Raw genomic sequence first — 17,438 nt, 5'->3', positions numbered from 1 at the left:
AAAGGAATATATGAACAATGATATTCTAAAAGCATTTAAAGCGTCAGATTTAGTCGATAAGAATATTAATTTTCTTATTGGTTCTGGTGCATCAGCAGGCTACATACCGACCTTATGGATTAAGGATGAAATATCATATGAAGATATATTAACTAATGAGAAATATCAAGAAATTGAAAACGTTATATATCATTCTTACTACGACGATATTTTATCTAAAAGCTTTTGTATAATCCCAACCACCTTCAAAGAGAAAATTAAATTCAAACACACTTTCATCAATTATTTAAGGTTTATTAAAAACCTCTCATCTTTAGTTGATAAAAAAAGTGCCAATCAAATCCGCAGAGCAAATATCTTTACAACTAATTATGATCTTTTCTTAGAAAAATCATCTGACTTACTCCTAAAAACCAATACTGGCTTTATATTTAATGATGGTGGGAGAGGGCTCCATACTCGCCACCTTAATATAAGTAATTTCCATACGTCAACTTGGCATCAGGGGACTAACGATCTTTATAAATTTGAAATTCCTACTATCAACCTCATTAAAATGCATGGGTCAATATCTTGGAGTAAAGTTAACGAAGATACTATTAGCATACGTTATCTCAATACCCTTCCTGATGAGCTGTCGATTGAGACAGATTATTACTTAAATATAACAGAGACGATAGAGAAGATAGACCAACTATATTATTTCGATGGTGCAAAAACTGCTATTGAGCTTTCTCAAGAAGATGATGAAAGATTAAAGAGATTTAGAAATGAATATGAAAAACTAGCAATTGTTAATCCAACAAAAGCTAAGTTTGAAGAAACTGTCTTTCAGCAACACTACTATCAGTCGTTGCGACTATTAAGTTATGAACTCGAGAAACCGCAAACAATATTAATTTGCTTTGGATTTTCTTTTAAAGATGAACACATTAGAGAAATAATCCAAAGATCTTTAAGTAATCCATCTCTAATAATCTATGTGTTTTGCTATAGATTAAAGGATAAAGAAAACATAAAAAGAATCATCAATAGCAAAAAAATCGTTTTCATATTTCCTAATTCCTATACCAATGAAAACAACATTGATTTCAAAAGATTTATATCATGCATATTCCCGAAGAAAAATGAATATGCATTGCGGGGGTTAACATGCAGCTTGTAATAGGTGCCGTAACTTCGGTTAAGGGAACAGCAGTCAGAGCCCTGATTAATCCTAATCTTTATCAAACTACATATATTTATGATGGGAAATTATACCGTGGTGTGTCTATAAATGAATACATTGTGATAAAAAAGGGGTTTCATGAGATAGTTGGGAAAATCGAAGGTGAAGAAATAATTGAAAAAAAATCTTACAACCAAGAACAACCCAATGCAGAGAAGTATGATAGATTTATCGACCTTAAAATTATTGGATACGTGCAAGATAACAAGTTTCAATCTGGCATAAAGTATCTTCCCATGATTCAAGATAGCCTGTATTTGGCTTCGGATACATTAATAAGCGCCATCTACACCTTTGGCGGTAATTTGGATTCAAAATCCATAACAATAGGAAAATCTTTGCTGGAGGATATATCTATTAGAATACCTATTAATGGGGTTTTCAATTCCCACTTAGGTATTTTCGGAAACACAGGAAGTGGCAAATCAAACACTCTGGCTAAACTTTACATAGAATTATTTAACTCATTTAAAAATAGAATATTTGCACGCTCCCGATTTATGTTCATAGATTTCAATGGCGAATATCGGACAATGCATAATAATTTCATTAAATATAGTTCGTATGTAGAACTTGACACCCACACCAATGCAGGAAAAGATAAATTACTTTTAAAGCAATCTGAGTTCTGGGATGCAGAGTTGCTTTCAGTATTATTCTCAGCAACAGAAAAAACACAAAAGCCCTTCTTGAACATCTTAATTAGAAATAGGATTGAGTATGGCGAAGGACTTAACGATTACTTCCAGAAAACTTTACAGGTTATGTTTGGTCAGAACCAACATAGAGAAACAATAAGTGTTTTACTTAGTATAATAAAGATTATCAACCCTGATAACGAGGAAAACATAAATAATGAACTGGCGACCTTTAGTTGGTTTTCTAGAGGTGAAAACAATAAATACTATTTAGGTGGGGTTTATCCAAGCACGCCGGAAGAGTATTTGTCGCATGCCCCAACCCTAAGAAGTACATATATAAACCATGAGCAACTTACAGCATTCGAGCAATTATCAGTACGTGCAACATTACAGCTTATACAATCAGTATCAAGAAACTATGTTCAATATGAACATATAAGCCCTTTAATTGGTAAAATAAATGCATCTGCAAAATCACTTGAAAAAGTCATTAAAGTAATTTCCGATGTTGAAATTCACCCCTCACCATTAATATTCATTTCCCTAAAGGACTGCAATCAAGACATAAAAAAAACCATACCAATGCTGATTGCGAAGTGTTCTTTCTTAGAACATAAGCGTTTCGAAGAAAAAGAAAAAAGTTTCCATTTAATTATTGATGAAGCACATAACATCCTTTCTGAAAGTTCAGTTAGAGAGTCCGAAACTTGGAAAGACTATAGACTTGAACTTTTCGAGGAAATAATCAAAGAAGGACGTAAATTTGGTTTTTTTATAACAATTTCCAGCCAAAGGCCCGCGGATATATCTCCAACAATAGTGTCTCAAATACACAATTATTTTCTGCATAGATTAGTTAATGATAACGATATATTTTTGTTAAAAAACTCTTTAAACAACCTCGATAACTCATCTCGCGCCTTAATACCATCATTACCTTCAGGTGCATGTGTACTATCTGGTACCGCTTTCCACACCCCAGTAGTAATACAGATTGAGAGGTTATCGAAAGAACTTGCACCAGAGAGCGATACAATAGATTTGGATGCATATTGGTAATTTCTCTGGCGCGCAGCACTTTCCCCACCTCGCCTGCTCGCTTAAGAGGGCGTGACCTTGCTTAACTCTCCGTTGCGTTAGTAACGTCCGCTCCTGGCACAGGCTGTGTGAAAACTCGTTTTTGCATTATCTGAGTACTATCCCCGTTCAGGAACGCAAGATATTCCAGATATTGACTGCATTCGGAGTAATTTAGATATAGAGGCAGTTCGAGGCTTTTGAAGCCTGGTATTGAGGGCTATTGAGTGGTTATCAGGGGCTAAAGCGGTTATACCGGCTAGTTGTATTGCTCTCGCAGCTTAATGGCCAATCCTTCATTACCCAAGATCGACATCATCCTTTTCAGGTTATAAGCCAGCACATGCAGACTGATTTCTGTGCTGACGTTTTTAAATCGTCGCATCAGGAAGTGAGTTGCCCCCATCCACATTTTAATTGTTCCGAACGGATGCTCTACCGTTTGCTTTCGCACGACAGCTGTTTGTGGCGATGCATCAAGCCTGGTCTGCATATCTTCCATTTCGGCTTCATGAACCCAGCGTCTTATACGTCTCGGATCGCGTTTTGATGTGGTGCACCTTGACCGCTGGCTGCAATCGCGACATGCAATATGGTTAAAGTACATTTGCAGCTCTAACCCATCTTCGACTACCGTAAACCTGTTCTGAAGCTCGCTACCCGTAGGGCAAATATAAATGTCTTTTTCTTGGTCATATTTGAACAATGAACGATTGAAAAGACCTTTGCGGTCTGCGCCAGAGGTATCACCTTTTGGTACTAAGGCTACGGCACCTAAATCCTGAGCGGCTTTAATATCACTCCGGCTGTAATAGCCTTTATCAGCCAGAACTGTAATATCCATTTTGCCAACAGCATCTTGCGCTAATTTTGTCACAGCAGTTAACTGCCCACGGTCTGGTGTATTCGTCACTTCATGCGCAACAATCAGGTGATTTTTGGCATCAACGGCAGTCTGAACGTTATAGCTAACCTGACGGTTAACATTGTTTATCTTCATCAACCGGGAATCAGGATCTGTCAGTGACAATTGTTTATCAGGATGCTGTTCCACGGCCTGCTGCATTTGCTTTAACTCTTCTAAGCGCTGTTGCAACCATGCCAGTTTCGTCGCTGTTAAATCTGTGATTATTTCAGGCTCAGCAGTCTTGTCAGCTTCATCAAGCTTATTCAGGTAAAGAGCGATACTTTGCTCAACCCTTTCGATGTGACCTTTTGCTTTCTGGGGGGTGAAGTTGTTCGATTTGCTGTTTACCGCCTTGAACTTGCTGCCGTCGATGGCAACAATCACATTGGTGAACATTTGCATCTGACGACACAAGTCAATAAAAGCTCGGCAAGTGTTTTTGATACCTTTACCATTGTTTTTTCTGAAGTCGGCAATGGTTTTAAAATCAGGTGTTAATCGTTCAAGCAACCACATCAGTTCCACGTTCCGATGGGTTTCTTTTTCTAACCTGCGGGAGGACTGAATGCGGTTCAGGTATCCATAAATGTACAGTTTTAGCATGGTTGCAGGGTGGTATCCTGGCCGCCCAGTCTGTTTGGGATTAACGCTTTCGAAGCCAAGTACATCAAGCTGTAATCCATCAACAAATACATCAACAACTCTGACTGGGTTATCCTCGGTGACAAAATCATCCAGCACTTCAGGCAGCAACGTCACCTGATGTCTGCCCTGACCTTTAATGTGATGGGTCATATCTTCACCCGCAATATGTAATCGTATCTTTCTAATTTTAATGAATAAAGTGGGTTGACGCATGGGTTTATCAAGAATGGTTGATCATATTAAGTCACTGCTTAGACCAAAAAGTGATCAGCAGTTTTCACACAGCCTGGGCACAGAACGGCCTGTCATATGAGGTGAATCTCTGTGCCTTAACCGTTTAGCTCATACACAAAAAAATATATTACCACCGTTTCAATCAGGCCTTCTTTGCAGAAGGTCGGCTACTGAGGAAAGTAATCCGAAAACTTCCTCGTCAGAGGGAAGGTCACCGTCGTAAACTAATTCAGAAAATGCACCGTGAAAAATACCCCTGATACTTTTCCATGTTTCACTGGACTGACCGAAAAGCAAACTCTCATGCAGAGGTTGGTCAAGCCAGTTTCCTGCATCGCTGAACTGATCCCTGTCAGCTTGAATAACAATATCAATGAGTTCCCAAAGATTATCAGAAGAAAAAAGCTGACTGTACTGTGCATCGCGTTTGATCATGCACAGATCATATATATGACGAATTTTATCAGCTAGTGCCTGCTCTGGGTCTTCCGCTCTCGAGGCTCTGACCAGCCCTAATATTTTTTCCGCTACCGTTCGTTTAATGTCGAGAACGTTGACTTCAAATTTTTCCAGCCCGTAGCGTGTTATGACTTCATCACCGCCATCAATCCGTCCTTCCCTGATGAATTTAGCAATCAGCGATTCGGCAGGCATAAGCGAGAAAGGTTCTGGTGAGGTAAAACTGTTTGTTTCCAGCAGAATAACATCAGAGGCGTGACCAAACTCTCCATCAACAATTCGTGGAAACTCATAATAGACTTTCCGGAATTGACTTCCTTTAGACTCACCATGTCTTTTAACATAGGTCAATCCGGCAGAGATCGTTTCCTCAGCTGCCCTCATGCGCCTTTTAATCTGGTTGCCGTTCAGCTCCCGATTGTTAAACATGGCCAGATCAACATCTTCTGAAAACCTTTGGATTAGACCGAAGACCTTGGATAGCGCCGTTCCGCCTTTAAAAATAAAATCCTCCCTGAACTCAGACTGGCTTAGTTGGAGAAGGATCCGTGTAACCCAGTAATCCTTCTCAACATAAACTTCTGGGATCTTAAAATACTCTGCTGTCCGGTTAATCAGTTCTAGGAATATTTCCCGGTTGTTATGAAGATTCATTCAATATTCCATTCACCTGCATTATCCCAGTAACTGTCCAGCCCAATCCGATAACGGGTCGTCGGATTAAGACTATTTTTGAGATTCGCGGCCATATTTTTATTAATTCTTTCTATCAATAATCCCAACAAAGCCCGCGTTACAGGCGAATAAAAACTGGCCAAGTTAATAAGTTTATAAAGGTCATCTTTTTTGATATTCTTCAGTTTGTTCGCTATTACTTTCATGACTTCTGATGGGTTACTGTCCGGTATTTTCTTAATGTCAGAAAGAACATCAAGAATCTCAAGGTATTCCCTGTTGGATTCTGAAACGGGCACTTTAGCTTTCACTAATTTCACTTCGAGGGTGCCCAGATTCTTGCGCTGTGGTGATTTGTCACTGGCAATGGTAATTGTTCTGGGAACCTGAGTAGTCAGCCCCAGTCGGTTATAGAGACCTGTTCCCGTAACATAGCCTCTCCGCTCCCCATCTTGATACATGAAGATTTTCAACTTCTCGGTATCACTCAACTGCATTTCACCAAACATCCCTTTTTTCGGGCGGTAAAACTGGCCTTTAGCGAACCTTTTAATGTCACCATTCTTCACCAGGCGACTGACAGCTTTCACCGTCGTTTCAGGATTTGAAAAATATGGTGTTAAATCTCTATAGGTGAAAACTTTACCAGGTTCAAATCGGGTTATTTCCTTCTCAACTAAGGGTTTTATCTTCATATTGTTATCCTCCCGTTAAGTATTCTACGCCTGTTTAGTAAATGGTAAAGTTTTTTTGCAGGAAAACATGACATACGCAGGGCTTTAATATAATAAGCACCTGTAATTACAGTGAATTATAATATCGATTCTGTTCAGTCAAATTTATTGCTGATAGTCTGCCTCGTTAACATGGGTGACACCACAAAAAAACATTGAAGTTGGAAGATCTATAGTTCAATCAGCCTGATGTACAACAGATCCTGAAGATAGAAAGAACCATCCGTCAGTTTAGTAAGATTAAAACGCCACACATATTATAAATACTTCAAGGGTGTTGTTGGATTGCTCCCACCCGATAGATGAACTTGCCTTAATTTTTATAATGTCCGCTCTGGCACAGGGCCGCATCGCTGCCAACCCCATCACCCTGCCGTTATACTCTAGTACCCAACTGCAACTGGCCACGGCAACCAGAGCATTAAGGGCAGCAACACGCTTAACGCGGCTTGTTGCGTTGAACTCGACAACGCTCCTCAAGGCTGCTATTCCCACCATTATTCAAACCTGCATAAACCTCGCAAGGCATAGTCAGATCCTTATCCTCAAGATACCAATACGGGGGTTCAGGTGAACAGATATCCATCTCCTTCACACGCCACTGATTGCTGGATTTATTGAGTACCACCCAAAGCATTTTATCTAAATCTGCCGCACACTCTTTAGCCAGCTTCCAATTAAGATTACCACCGTCAGTTGCCACTAATTCTCCCACCAGCACGGCCCATTCGTTACTCACATTCAACTTGTCGACCTTAATCAGCACCGCCTGCCCTGCTTCACTGGCAGCTGCGGGGCGGATGGCATCAAGAATAGGCTTACGTTCACTGTTGGTGGGCTGTAGCGTATTGGCTTTGGCATCGAATTTGGGAGTACCCGATAAATCTAACAACAGAGCAGTATTATGATGGCCGTTATCTGCATGACTGAGGCTGCCGCTGACGGTAACGTGCTGGCCAGCAAAATCCGATAAATTAAGAGAACCAGTGGGGATCAGTGTAACCTCAATCTGGTCTTTTTCGGCTTCATTATAATCTTCACCGACAGTGCAAATTGGCTTATCCAAAAAGAGTAGCCCTTGAATATCCCGGCGGTCAGTCGCTGGATCCTCGCCGTAATTAGGTGAGCCAAAGAACACCCGTATTTCGACAATGCCGCTGAGGCTAATGGGTTTGCCATAATTCAGGCAACTCTCTGCTGCCGATACAGCACTGGTATAAAGCACGAAAAGGCTCATGACAACAGTCATCAATTTATAATGGCGGATAATATACTTATTTTTAGTCATCATCTAAGGAGCTCTTTCTCCGTCTTGTAATTTCATCTTTTGGGCATTATTGACCGCAGCGCTGCGCTAAGGTAATCAAGCGCAGGCCGCATCAGGTCTTATTGCAGATTACGACACTCAACGCCTGCTCATCTTATTGTTCCACATTCATCTGGGAATATCACAAAAAAGACACCCGAGCCTACAGATGGTCAGGCGTCTTTTTTACCTATGAAGCACCGAGCAAACAGAAGAAGAACTCAAATCCTCTCTGATAGATAGCCCCGTCCGGTTACTCTGCAAAACCTGTTTTATCGCTCAGGTTAATCACCTCATGCTGCTCAAGGTTAATCATAAAGTGGTCACTGGGCGGCAATGAAGTACCCAACTTGCGCAGAATGGTAAACAGAGCACCAAAACGGTTCTGAAATACCTGGCTGACGCTATTTTCATCCAGCACTTTCTTATCAGAAAAATGAATGGTTGCCTGGGTATTCGCCAAAGCATCAGCCAGCACGCTGTACTGACCAATACGCTCAGGCGTGATGTCATCCAACGCCAGATCCCCAGCGTTAGCCAAGCGATAAAAATCGGTGGCCAGATCAAATCCGCTCCATGGTGCAAAATCATCTAGCCTGAGGTGGTTTGCTTTCGCTAACGACGCCGCCTTGTTCTGCGCACGCTCCCAGTCTGCGCTCATCGTCTCTGGCGCTACGTTCGGTGGTGCTGAAGGCGAAACCACAGTGCATTTGGCTAGCATTGTCACTGGTGACAATGCCGGGTTAGCCTGCAATTGGGCCAGCGTCACTTCTGTATCCAGTTGAGAGAGGATCAGCATATCGCGGCCAGTCATACTGAACAGCATTTCGCGCATTTCACAGGGCCATTCGCTGGGTAAAAACCGCAGGCGAGTCAGCTCCGAGAGATAAATACTATTGAATTCATGGTAATCCTTGGCGGCAAGGATATCTGCATTCCATAACTTCGCCGAACCTTGAGCGGCCAAGTGCTGATGCTCCATCTGATAATGCTCAAACAGCTCATCGAAATGCGGAACCTGACTCAACCGCACGGTTTCCACCTCTATGGCACTTTCGCTGGTAAGCGTCAGCAGCTTATAGGCAGGAACATAAGCCGCCATCGACGGTGCCTGAATATTCACCAGAAAACCATCGTCGTACTTTCGCACACCGGTATCATTAAAATGCATATGCCCCCCGACATGGATCTGAATACCCGCCTGAGCCAATGCATGAGCGGTATCCTCTGCTGGCCGGCGCGCCATCTGGAAGCTACCGGTGCCAAACAGGGCTTCTATATCCTCAGATGCCCCATTATAAAATTCGGTCATCGGGAAATGGCTGAAGGTGATCAACTGCTTATTCTGCTCTTTGGCGCGCTGCGTCACGGTTTTGATCCACTCAATCACGTGAGTTTTATGCGTCAACATTCGGTTATACCCCGCATTGCCTGAGCCATTAAAGTTTTTGGGGTTGGCAGGGTCCGCGTCATTGGCAGAAGATGTGGGAATATAAACATTGGCATCAATCGCCAACAGCCACACCCCAGGGATAGGCTCTACCAGATAGCTGGCATCAGGGACCTGTAAACAGTGGGTGTAACCACTTTTCTTATAGCTGCCGCCGGTACCTTCGGCACAAATTTCATAATGTCGATACTGCCAAGCGGCCTGCTGGCGGGCGAGATCAAATGTGTAGCTGGCGGTTGAATAGCTGCTGTAAGGGGTTTCCCAGTAAAGATAGGAGGCTTTGGGCATAAACCCGTGATCGGCAAGGGCGGAGGTCACCCCTTCATAGCCCAACTCGCGAATATCCTCCGTACAGACGGTGGGTAATTCATACCCTGCATCAATGATTGCCCAAGCCTCGCTGTAACCGTTGCATTCAGCAGCGCCCTTGCTGTAGATGCGTTGTTCTTTACCCTCCTCACCGAGAAAATCGCTTTTCCCTCCGGGGCGCTCAAACGGCACATTCGGATCGTGATTGCCCGGAGCGGCGAAAAACTCAATGCCATAACGCAGGGAATATTCATCCAGAATTTTTTTCAGCCCACGCATATGGATTGGCTGCCCATCATCACTGAAATCGCCCGGTAGGGCGATCAACCGGATCCCACGCTGTGCGGCATCGTCCAACGCGGCCAGAAAAGCAAAATAGTTCTCATTAAACAGCCGGGTCGATGTCAATTGCGCATACATGGTGCGGATCATGGCTGGCTGCCCGCTTTTACCGTTCATCAGGCCAGCGAAGGCGTTACCTTCGAAGGTGCCGTAAACGTCATGAAAATGGACATCGGGCATAAAAGCCACGGTTACCGGGTTCTTATCTGGTGGGAGGTCAGTGATGGGTTTTTCTGTTACCGGGTTTTCCGTTGAAGTGGGTGGTAACACCCGCTCGCTGTTGCTGTCGGTATCATTACAACCCACTAGAACAGAAGCAGAGATAAAGAGAACGCCAATCGGCCAAATTTTTTTCACCGGAAACTCCATTTAAATTAAGAGGAAATTTCGAGCGATAGTAGGTTCTCTTTGTGTCAGAAAGATGATTGCTACAGCATTGGCGTTAAAATAACCCGGGTAGGTTAGGCGGAAGTATCATTAATAAATCAGTGGGTTATACGCCTATCCGGTCACTGGCCGGATAGCGTTATGCATGTCATTTACTTCTCTTTCTGGTAAAGAGGAACCTCTTCTCCCAGGATGTATTTGTTGCGCAGGATCGAAGATATCTTGTCCATAATCATCACCACCACCACCAGGATCAGGGTGATAAACATCACCACATCCCAGTTCCACAACCGCATGTTTTCGGCATACACCAGGCCGATCCCTCCGGCACCAACAAAACCTAAGACCGCCGCAGAGCGGGTATTGGATTCAATCTGATACAGACTCAGCGCCAGAAAGGTAGGGAAAGATTGGGTGAAAATACCGTAGCGATGCTTTTGTAAACTGTTGGCCCCCACCGCCGTCAGGCCACGGCTGGGGGATTTCTCCACCGCTTCATGCCCTTCGGCATACAGCTTGCCCAGCAAACCGATGTCCTGCATCAGGATCGCCAATACCCCAGCCAGCGGCCCCATTCCCACCGCACGCACAAAAATCAGCCCCCAGATCGCCATGTCGATGCCCCGCAGGATATCGAGCAAACGGCGCACTATCATGGCTATCGGGCGCAACCAGGGTGATGACATCACATTGCGGGCCGCAAAGAATGAGAGTGGTAAGGCGATCAGTGAGGCAGTGAGCGTGCCAGCGAACACGATGGCAATGGTGATGAAGATCTGCTGGAAGTAATACACGAACGGCCAGTTGACGAAATCGTGCCAGACAAACATCCGTACAAAGTAACGGCCAATCTGTTGGCAACCGTTGATGAACTGTGGCCAGGCGATGCCAAAAAACTGAAAAAAGAACAGGTAATACAACACAATGGCCGCGGCGATGGTGCCTAACGTGCGCAGATAGCGGCCCTGACGAGCAAAAATTTCCGCATGCTGCTGTTTGAGCTGTTGCAGCGCGGCGGCGGATAGCGGTTGAACGGACATCATTATTTCCCCTCTACGACGCGTTTACGCAGCTCACCGGACAGATAATCCAGCAGCGATACCACCACAATAATCAATAACAGCGTCATGCTGACCTGATCGTAGCGGTCGAGTTTGATATTGGTCATCAGTTCCTGGCCAATCCCCCCTGCCCCAACCAGCCCCAGGATCGTGGATTGGCGGAAGTTGATTTCCAGGCGCATAAAGCTGTAGGACAAAAATACCGGCTTAACCTGTGGCCACAGGCCAAAACGCATCCGCTGCAACGGACTGGCACCACAGGCAGTCAGGCCACGTACCGGTTTGTGAGAGGCTGTTTCGATCGACTCATAAAACAGCTTGGTCAGGCTGCCAATGGTGTGCAGCGCCAACGCCATAAAGCCGGGGATCGCTCCGATACCGAATGCCATCACGAACATCACCGCCCAGGCCAGCTCTGGCATGGTGCGTAAAAACGCCACCAGCGTACGGATAGCCAAGCGCAGGCTCGCCAAGCCATGGGTATTTTTTGCCGCCAGAAAGGCCAGCACGCCAGCCACCAACGCTGAAAACAGGGTGGCGGCGAGCGCCAGTTGCACGGTTTCCCAAATCAGCGGCAGCTGGATAGGCAGACGATAACCCCAGTAAGCGAAGGAGCCTTCGGTTCGCCCATCGGCAAATAACGCGTGCCAGTGCAACACCGGCAGGGTTTCTGTCAGATAATCAAAGAAATGAGGAAGGGAAATCCACACGGTATGCAGATTGAATTCAGCGACATTGCCCGCACCGAGATAGAGCACCGCCAGCCCGAGTGACCAGATCAACGCTTCGCGCTTCTGCTTGCTGCGGATGCGTTGGTAATACTGTGTGAAATCGGTGTTCAAAATAGCGTTCCATCATGTTGTGACAGGGAGAGCGTTCTCCTCTCCCCACAGGCCGAGTCAGGGAGAGGAGCAGAGGTTAACGCTCGCCTTTGGTCAGATCGCGTTTCATATCAATAATGGTCTGATATTCAGCCAGTTTGACGTCCTCAAGGTGCTGTTTACCGCCCATGGCTTTGATAAAACAGGCATGGTCTTCTTTATCCAGTTTTTTGACTGCCGCAACCAGTTGGTCTTTGAAATCGGTCGGCAGCGCCTGACGCACCAAAACCGGGCCGTTGGGGATTAACGGCGACTGCCAGATGATACGGATCTTCTTCATCAGGTCTGGCTGATCCATACGGATCATGCGGCCAAAAGCACCGCTGCTATAACCGCTATCGTAATCCCCCACCATCGATGTCCAGGTCACCGCCCCTTCAAACTGACCGTTCAGCACGCCGAGGATGTCCTGTTCATGGCCACCGGAGAAAGTCACGCTGGAGAAGAAATTGTTGTATTTGTCGTCCACGGAACCACCAAACTGCTTTTTAAATACCTGGTTGGGCACCAGAAAACCGGAGGTGGAATCAGGCTCCGCAAAACCGAAGGATTTACCTTTCAGGTCTTCCAGCTTTTTATAAGGGCTATCGGCTTTCACTACCACCACCGAATGATAACCACGGGACTGGTCCACATCGTCCACGCCGATCCCCACCAGTTCGACCGCTTGCGGATCTTTAATGTAAACAGAGGCCATTGACGAAGGTGACATGCCGAATACCAGGTCGATCTTGCCGCCGAGCAGCCCCTGGATCACGCCAGCATAATCAGAAGAGTTACGCAGCTTGGTATCCACGTTTAACTCTTTGTTGAGAAACTGCTTCACGCATTGGTTGTCGCCAATCTGCTGAGTGGCGTTTTGCCCGCCCATAATCCCCAGATTCAATTCCTTGGGTGCCCCCGCTGCCCCTGCATTAAATGCCAACATAACGCCAGCCATGATGCTGGTCAGAGTGAATAATTTTTTCATTGCGCTTGCCCTGTGTGAAAAGATAAAGGTGGAGAAAATACTCAGGTGATTAATGGATCTGATTGGCTTCTTCGCCGTACAGCTGGTGCAAAATCCGCTCATTCAGCAGCGATGGATGGCCGTCGAAAATAATTTTCCCCTGAGCAATGCCGATCACCCGCGTGCAATATTCCTTCACCAGTTCGACCGAGTGCAGGTTAACCATCACCGCGATGTCGTCCTCACTGATTTTTTGCAGCGCATCCATAATGCGGCGGGTGTTTTTGGGATCGAGAGAGGCTACCGGCTCGTCGGCCAGCAGGATTTTCGGGTTCTGCATCAGCGCCCGGCAAATCGCCACACGCTGCATCTGGCCGCCGGAAAGATTCTCTGCGCGTTGCAGGGCATGCGGCAGCATGTTCAGCCACTGCAACAGTTCGATCGCCCGCGCGCGGTCTGCGTCGTCAAACACTTTAAAGAAGGATTTCAGGGTCGACGTGTGGCTGAGGCGGCCGAGCAGGACGTTGGTGATCACATCCAGGCGCGGCACCAGGCAGAAGTCCTGAAAGATCATCCCGCAGCGGGCGCGCCACTGGCGCATCTGGCGGGTGGTGAGCTGCGCGATATCCTGGGTTGCGCCGTCGTCGTCAAAATGCAACATCTCACCGCAGCTTACCGGGATGGTGCCATTCAGCGTATGCAACAGGGTGGATTTACCCGCCCCCGAGCGGCCAATCACCGCCACAAACTCCCCGGCATGCAGATCAAAATTGATGTCATCCAGTACGCGCTGCTGAGAGGAGTAAGCCTTGGCTAATCCTTTGACGGATAACACTTTACGTAAAGGAAACAGTTGTTGTGCTGGATAATCGGTCGGTGCCAGTTTTAACAGTGCCTGAACCATGTGATATCTCTAATTTTGAGGGTAAATCAGTATGTGGTCCTATTAACGGCTACTTTCATGACATCGAGGTGATGGTTTTATGAACAGAAAATGATGTTAATCAGAGTTCAATCCTAAGATTATCAAACGCCTGTTCCATCCCCGACGGCAGTGCGTTGCTCATCAGCCACAGGTCCAGCTTATGACTGATATGTGTCAGCAGCATGCGGCACGGCTGCACACGTTGCTGGATCTCCAACGCACGGGTCAGATCGTTATGGTTGCGCGGTGTTTGCGGTTGTGGCGGCAGGCTGCAATCCAGCACCAGCACATCGAGTTTGATCTGCTGTAAATAGCGTGCGGTTTCTGGTGGCAGGCCAACGGTGTCGGTCAGGTAGGCAAGGGCTTTTCCGTGCGCTTGGATCAGGTAACCCTGCGTAAGCTTGGAGTGAATCAACGGCAGCGGTGTGATGCTCAACCCGCCTAATTCGACGGTTTCAAATGGGATTAGCGATGGCTGAAACGCCAGAATCCCCGGGTGTTTGAACAGATCGTCACAGCCCTGTTCATCGGCCGGGCCGTAAACCGGGATAGCCTCACCGCAGCCCCAGCGTAAAGGGAATAACCCCTGTACGTGATCCATATGGTAGTGCGTCAGCAAAAAACGCTGAATTTCCCTCGCCGCAAAGCGCCGCTCCAGCGAGCTTATCCCTGCATCAATCAAGGTTGTTTCCCCCTGATAACGCAGCATGGCGCTGCATGGCCGCCGCCGAAAAGCCGGTTCACTGCGTGCCCGCAGGCAAGCCTGGCATTCACAGCCAAACACCGGTACCTGTTGGGCACCGCCAGTGCCAAGAAAGGTCAGTTGCATAATGGTTTCTCTATGGAGGAAAACTCACCAATACTCCGCCAGCAGCGCATCAAGGGTCTGCCTAAGATCGCCGTTGTTATCCAGCAGGCGGCACCCCGCAGGTAAGTTCTGCTGATAGTCGGCCGCACGTGCCAGCCGTTGCTCGATCTGCGCGGCATTCTCTCGCCCGCGCTGTTCCAGCCGTTGGCGCAGCACGGCGGGCGAAACCTGCAAACAGATCGGCAGCAGCCTGCTACCGTAGCGGCTTAACGCCTGCGGCAGGTGTGCCCGCGAGCCATTGACCACTACGTCGTTCCCCTGCAGTAACCACAGATCAATCTCAATACCCAAAGCGTAATGATACTGATGCGCCTGCCAATCAAGGGCGAACAGCTTTTTGGCGCGGCGGCGCAGAAACTCGGCTTCACTCAGCGCAATATGGTTCTCACAGCCCATCGCTGCCGGGCGGGTAATATAGCGGTGTGCCACCAGCGGCCCAGCGCGGGGATCGTCCCGCAACCGTTCGAGCAGGCTGTCTTTGCCGGAACCCGATGGCCCCATCAGATAGATAAGCCGGGCCATCAGAACACCTGCTTGCCCTGACGCCAGACGTTTTGCACGTAAACATGCTCAGCGTGTGGCCGCACCAGCACCAGATCCGCCCGTAGTCCTTCGGCGATCAGGCCGCGATCCTGCAACCCCAGCGCCCGCGCCGGGTTGCGGGTAACCCGTTGTACCGCCTGCGGCAGGTTGAAGGCGTTGCTGTCGTCATTACTGAGGCGAAACGCCGCATCCAACAGGCTGGCCGGGTAGTAATCGGAAGAGAGAATATCCAGCACGCCAAGCGCAGCCAGATGATGGGCCGCCACATTGCCAGAATGGGAACCCCCGCGCACGATATTGGGTGCGCCCATCAGCACCTGCAAACCCTGCTGGTGTGACGCTTGGGCGGCGGCTTCGGTAGTCGGGAATTCGGCGATCGCACTGCCCAACGCTCGGGATTCAGCCACGTGCTCGGCGGTGGCATCGTCGTGGCTGGCAAGCGCGATATGGCGCGCCCGGCAGTGAGCGGCGATTGCTTCCCGGTTGTATGTAGACCAGCGCTCGGAAAGATGAATCTGCTCCTGTTCAAACTCGCTCATCTGCTGGTCACTCAGATGATATTTACCCTGATAGTATTCACGGTATTTTTCGCGTGAGGCAAACTGGCGCTGGCCCGGCGAGTGATCCATCAGCGAAACCAGAGACACGCCCGGCTTATCCATCAGCTGTTCGAACAGTGACAACGTGTTTTCATTTGGCAGTTCGCAGCGCAGGTGCAACCGGTGCTCGGCGCGGTTGACCCCGGCTTGCTGGCTGTGGATCACCGCGTCGATCATTTTTTGCAGGTTTTCCAACCGGTGGCCGCCGTCGCGCACGTCGCCGATCGCCACGGCATCCAGCACCGTGGTGATGCCGTTAGCCACCATCAGCGCGTCGTGGCTGCTCATGGCCGAATGTGCAGGCCAGTCAACACTCGGGCGCGGGGTGAAAAATTTATCCAGATTGTCGGTGTGCAGCTCAATCAGCCCCGGTAGCAGCCAGCCGCCTTGGCCATCCAGCGCTTGCGGCAACTGGCTCGGCGTATCGGCAAAGCTGCGGATCACTCCGGCATCCATCTCTAATGAACCAGCAACGATCTGATCTTCCAGCACCAGTTTGACGTTATTGATAATCATAGGGTCTCCAGCAATTGTGTGGCTTGCATATCGTGTAACCGGTCAGCCACCTGCTGGCGGACGCCCTCATCATGGAAAATCCCGACAATCGCCGCACCGCGCTGCTTGGCCTGTTCGATCAGTCTCACCACCGCTGCGCTGTTGCGGCTGTCGAGGGACGCCGTCGGTTCGTCCAGCAGCAGGATCGGGTAATCTTTGATAAAGCCGCGTGCGATATTCACCCGCTGTTGTTCACCCCCTGAGAAAGTGGAGGGAGCCAGTTGCCATAGGTGCTGTGGCACGTTGAGCTGGCTGAGCAAGGCTTCGGCCCGTTCACGGCATTCGGCACGGTTGACGCCAGACTCCAGCAGCGGCTGCATCACTACCTCCAGCGCGCTGATGCGCGGGATGACCCGCAGAAACTGGCTGACCCAGCCAATGGTGTGGCGGCGCACCGCCAGGATTTGCCGGGCTTCGGCCTGTACCAGTTCCAGCCAGTCGTTTTGGTGATGCACCCAAATCCGACCGCTGTCCGGCTGATAGTTGGCATACAGTGAGCGCAACAGAGTGGATTTACCGCTGCCGGAATGGCCGTGCAGCACCACACATTCACCGCTGCGGGCGATCAGATTGGCATCGTGCAGCACCGGCAAACGGGTGCCATGCTGCTGGTGCAGAACAAACGTTTTACTGAGGTGTTCAACCCGGATTTTAATCGTCATT

The 17,438-nt window shown here is 47.9% G+C and carries 15 protein-coding genes; 2 read left to right on the top strand and 13 right to left on the bottom strand.

The window, feature by feature from the left end; translation table 11 throughout:
* Positions 1 to 10: 10 nt before the first annotated feature.
* Positions 11 to 1,165: an SIR2 family protein gene (locus ACX1CU_RS09260; RefSeq protein WP_459402269.1), complete on the top strand. Its 1,155-nt coding sequence runs from the start codon at positions 11 to 13 to the stop codon at positions 1,163 to 1,165.
* Entirely contained in the window at positions 1,153 to 2,928 is a 1,776-nt protein-coding gene (locus tag ACX1CU_RS09255) for an ATP-binding protein (protein WP_459402268.1), read from the top strand. The genes ACX1CU_RS09260 and ACX1CU_RS09255 overlap by 13 nt, the downstream gene beginning before the upstream one ends.
* Before the next feature lie 277 nt (positions 2,929 to 3,205).
* Here the strand turns inward: ACX1CU_RS09255 and ACX1CU_RS09250 are convergent, their stop codons facing one another.
* From ACX1CU_RS09250 to phnL, 13 genes are all read right to left on the bottom strand, one after another.
* The gene (locus ACX1CU_RS09250) at positions 3,206 to 4,648 is read right to left on the bottom strand and encodes an IS1182 family transposase (protein ID WP_459402764.1); all 1,443 of its coding nucleotides are present in this window, start codon (positions 4,646 to 4,648) and stop codon (positions 3,206 to 3,208) included.
* Positions 4,649 to 4,870: 222 nt separating this feature from the next.
* Positions 4,871 to 5,845, bottom strand: coding sequence for a nucleotidyl transferase AbiEii/AbiGii toxin family protein (locus tag ACX1CU_RS09245; RefSeq protein ID WP_459402267.1), 975 nt, complete (start codon positions 5,843 to 5,845; stop codon positions 4,871 to 4,873).
* Positions 5,842 to 6,561, bottom strand: a complete 720-nt coding sequence (locus tag ACX1CU_RS09240) for a DUF6088 family protein (protein ID WP_459402266.1) — start codon at positions 6,559 to 6,561, stop codon at positions 5,842 to 5,844. The genes ACX1CU_RS09245 and ACX1CU_RS09240 overlap by 4 nt, the downstream gene beginning before the upstream one ends.
* A gap of 478 nt (positions 6,562 to 7,039) precedes the next feature.
* The gene (locus tag ACX1CU_RS09235; RefSeq protein ID WP_459402265.1) at positions 7,040 to 7,891 is read right to left on the bottom strand and encodes a DUF4431 domain-containing protein; all 852 of its coding nucleotides are present in this window, start codon (positions 7,889 to 7,891) and stop codon (positions 7,040 to 7,042) included.
* 268 nt (positions 7,892 to 8,159) lie between these two features.
* On the bottom strand, positions 8,160 to 10,364 hold the full coding sequence (locus ACX1CU_RS09230; RefSeq protein WP_459402264.1) for a metallophosphoesterase: 2,205 nt from the start codon (positions 10,362 to 10,364) through the stop codon (positions 8,160 to 8,162).
* Positions 10,365 to 10,546: 182 nt separating this feature from the next.
* Positions 10,547 to 11,434 (bottom strand): phosphonate ABC transporter, permease protein PhnE, encoded by an 888-nt coding sequence (phnE, locus tag ACX1CU_RS09225; RefSeq protein WP_459402763.1) that lies wholly within the window; start codon positions 11,432 to 11,434, stop codon positions 10,547 to 10,549.
* Positions 11,435 to 11,436: 2 nt separating this feature from the next.
* Positions 11,437 to 12,297: a phosphonate ABC transporter, permease protein PhnE gene (gene phnE, locus ACX1CU_RS09220; RefSeq protein ID WP_459402263.1), complete on the bottom strand. Its 861-nt coding sequence runs from the start codon at positions 12,295 to 12,297 to the stop codon at positions 11,437 to 11,439.
* A 76-nt stretch (positions 12,298 to 12,373) separates the two neighbouring features.
* Entirely contained in the window at positions 12,374 to 13,306 is a 933-nt protein-coding gene (gene phnD / locus ACX1CU_RS09215; protein WP_459402262.1) for a phosphonate ABC transporter substrate-binding protein, read from the bottom strand.
* A gap of 49 nt (positions 13,307 to 13,355) precedes the next feature.
* On the bottom strand, positions 13,356 to 14,189 hold the full coding sequence (phnC, locus tag ACX1CU_RS09210) for a phosphonate ABC transporter ATP-binding protein (RefSeq protein WP_459402261.1): 834 nt from the start codon (positions 14,187 to 14,189) through the stop codon (positions 13,356 to 13,358).
* Positions 14,190 to 14,289: 100 nt separating this feature from the next.
* A complete protein-coding gene (gene phnP, locus ACX1CU_RS09205) occupies positions 14,290 to 15,039 on the bottom strand; it encodes a phosphonate metabolism protein PhnP (RefSeq protein WP_459402260.1) in 750 nt (249 codons plus the stop codon).
* Between the two features lie 24 nt (positions 15,040 to 15,063).
* Positions 15,064 to 15,600 carry a ribose 1,5-bisphosphokinase gene (phnN, locus tag ACX1CU_RS09200; RefSeq protein ID WP_459402259.1) on the bottom strand — a complete coding sequence of 179 codons (537 nt, stop codon included), beginning with the start codon at positions 15,598 to 15,600 and terminating at the stop codon, positions 15,064 to 15,066.
* Complete coding sequence (gene phnM / locus ACX1CU_RS09195; protein ID WP_459402258.1) at positions 15,600 to 16,736, bottom strand: alpha-D-ribose 1-methylphosphonate 5-triphosphate diphosphatase; 1,137 nt, start codon at positions 16,734 to 16,736, stop codon at positions 15,600 to 15,602. The genes phnN and phnM overlap by 1 nt, the downstream gene beginning before the upstream one ends.
* Positions 16,733 to 17,437, bottom strand: coding sequence for a phosphonate C-P lyase system protein PhnL (gene phnL, locus ACX1CU_RS09190; RefSeq protein ID WP_459402257.1), 705 nt, complete (start codon positions 17,435 to 17,437; stop codon positions 16,733 to 16,735). The genes phnM and phnL overlap by 4 nt, the downstream gene beginning before the upstream one ends.
* Position 17,438: the final 1 nt, after the last annotated feature.

This window comes from Serratia sp. D1N4 (genome assembly GCF_054552755.1).
This window is presented reverse-complemented; position numbering and strand designations above follow the sequence as displayed.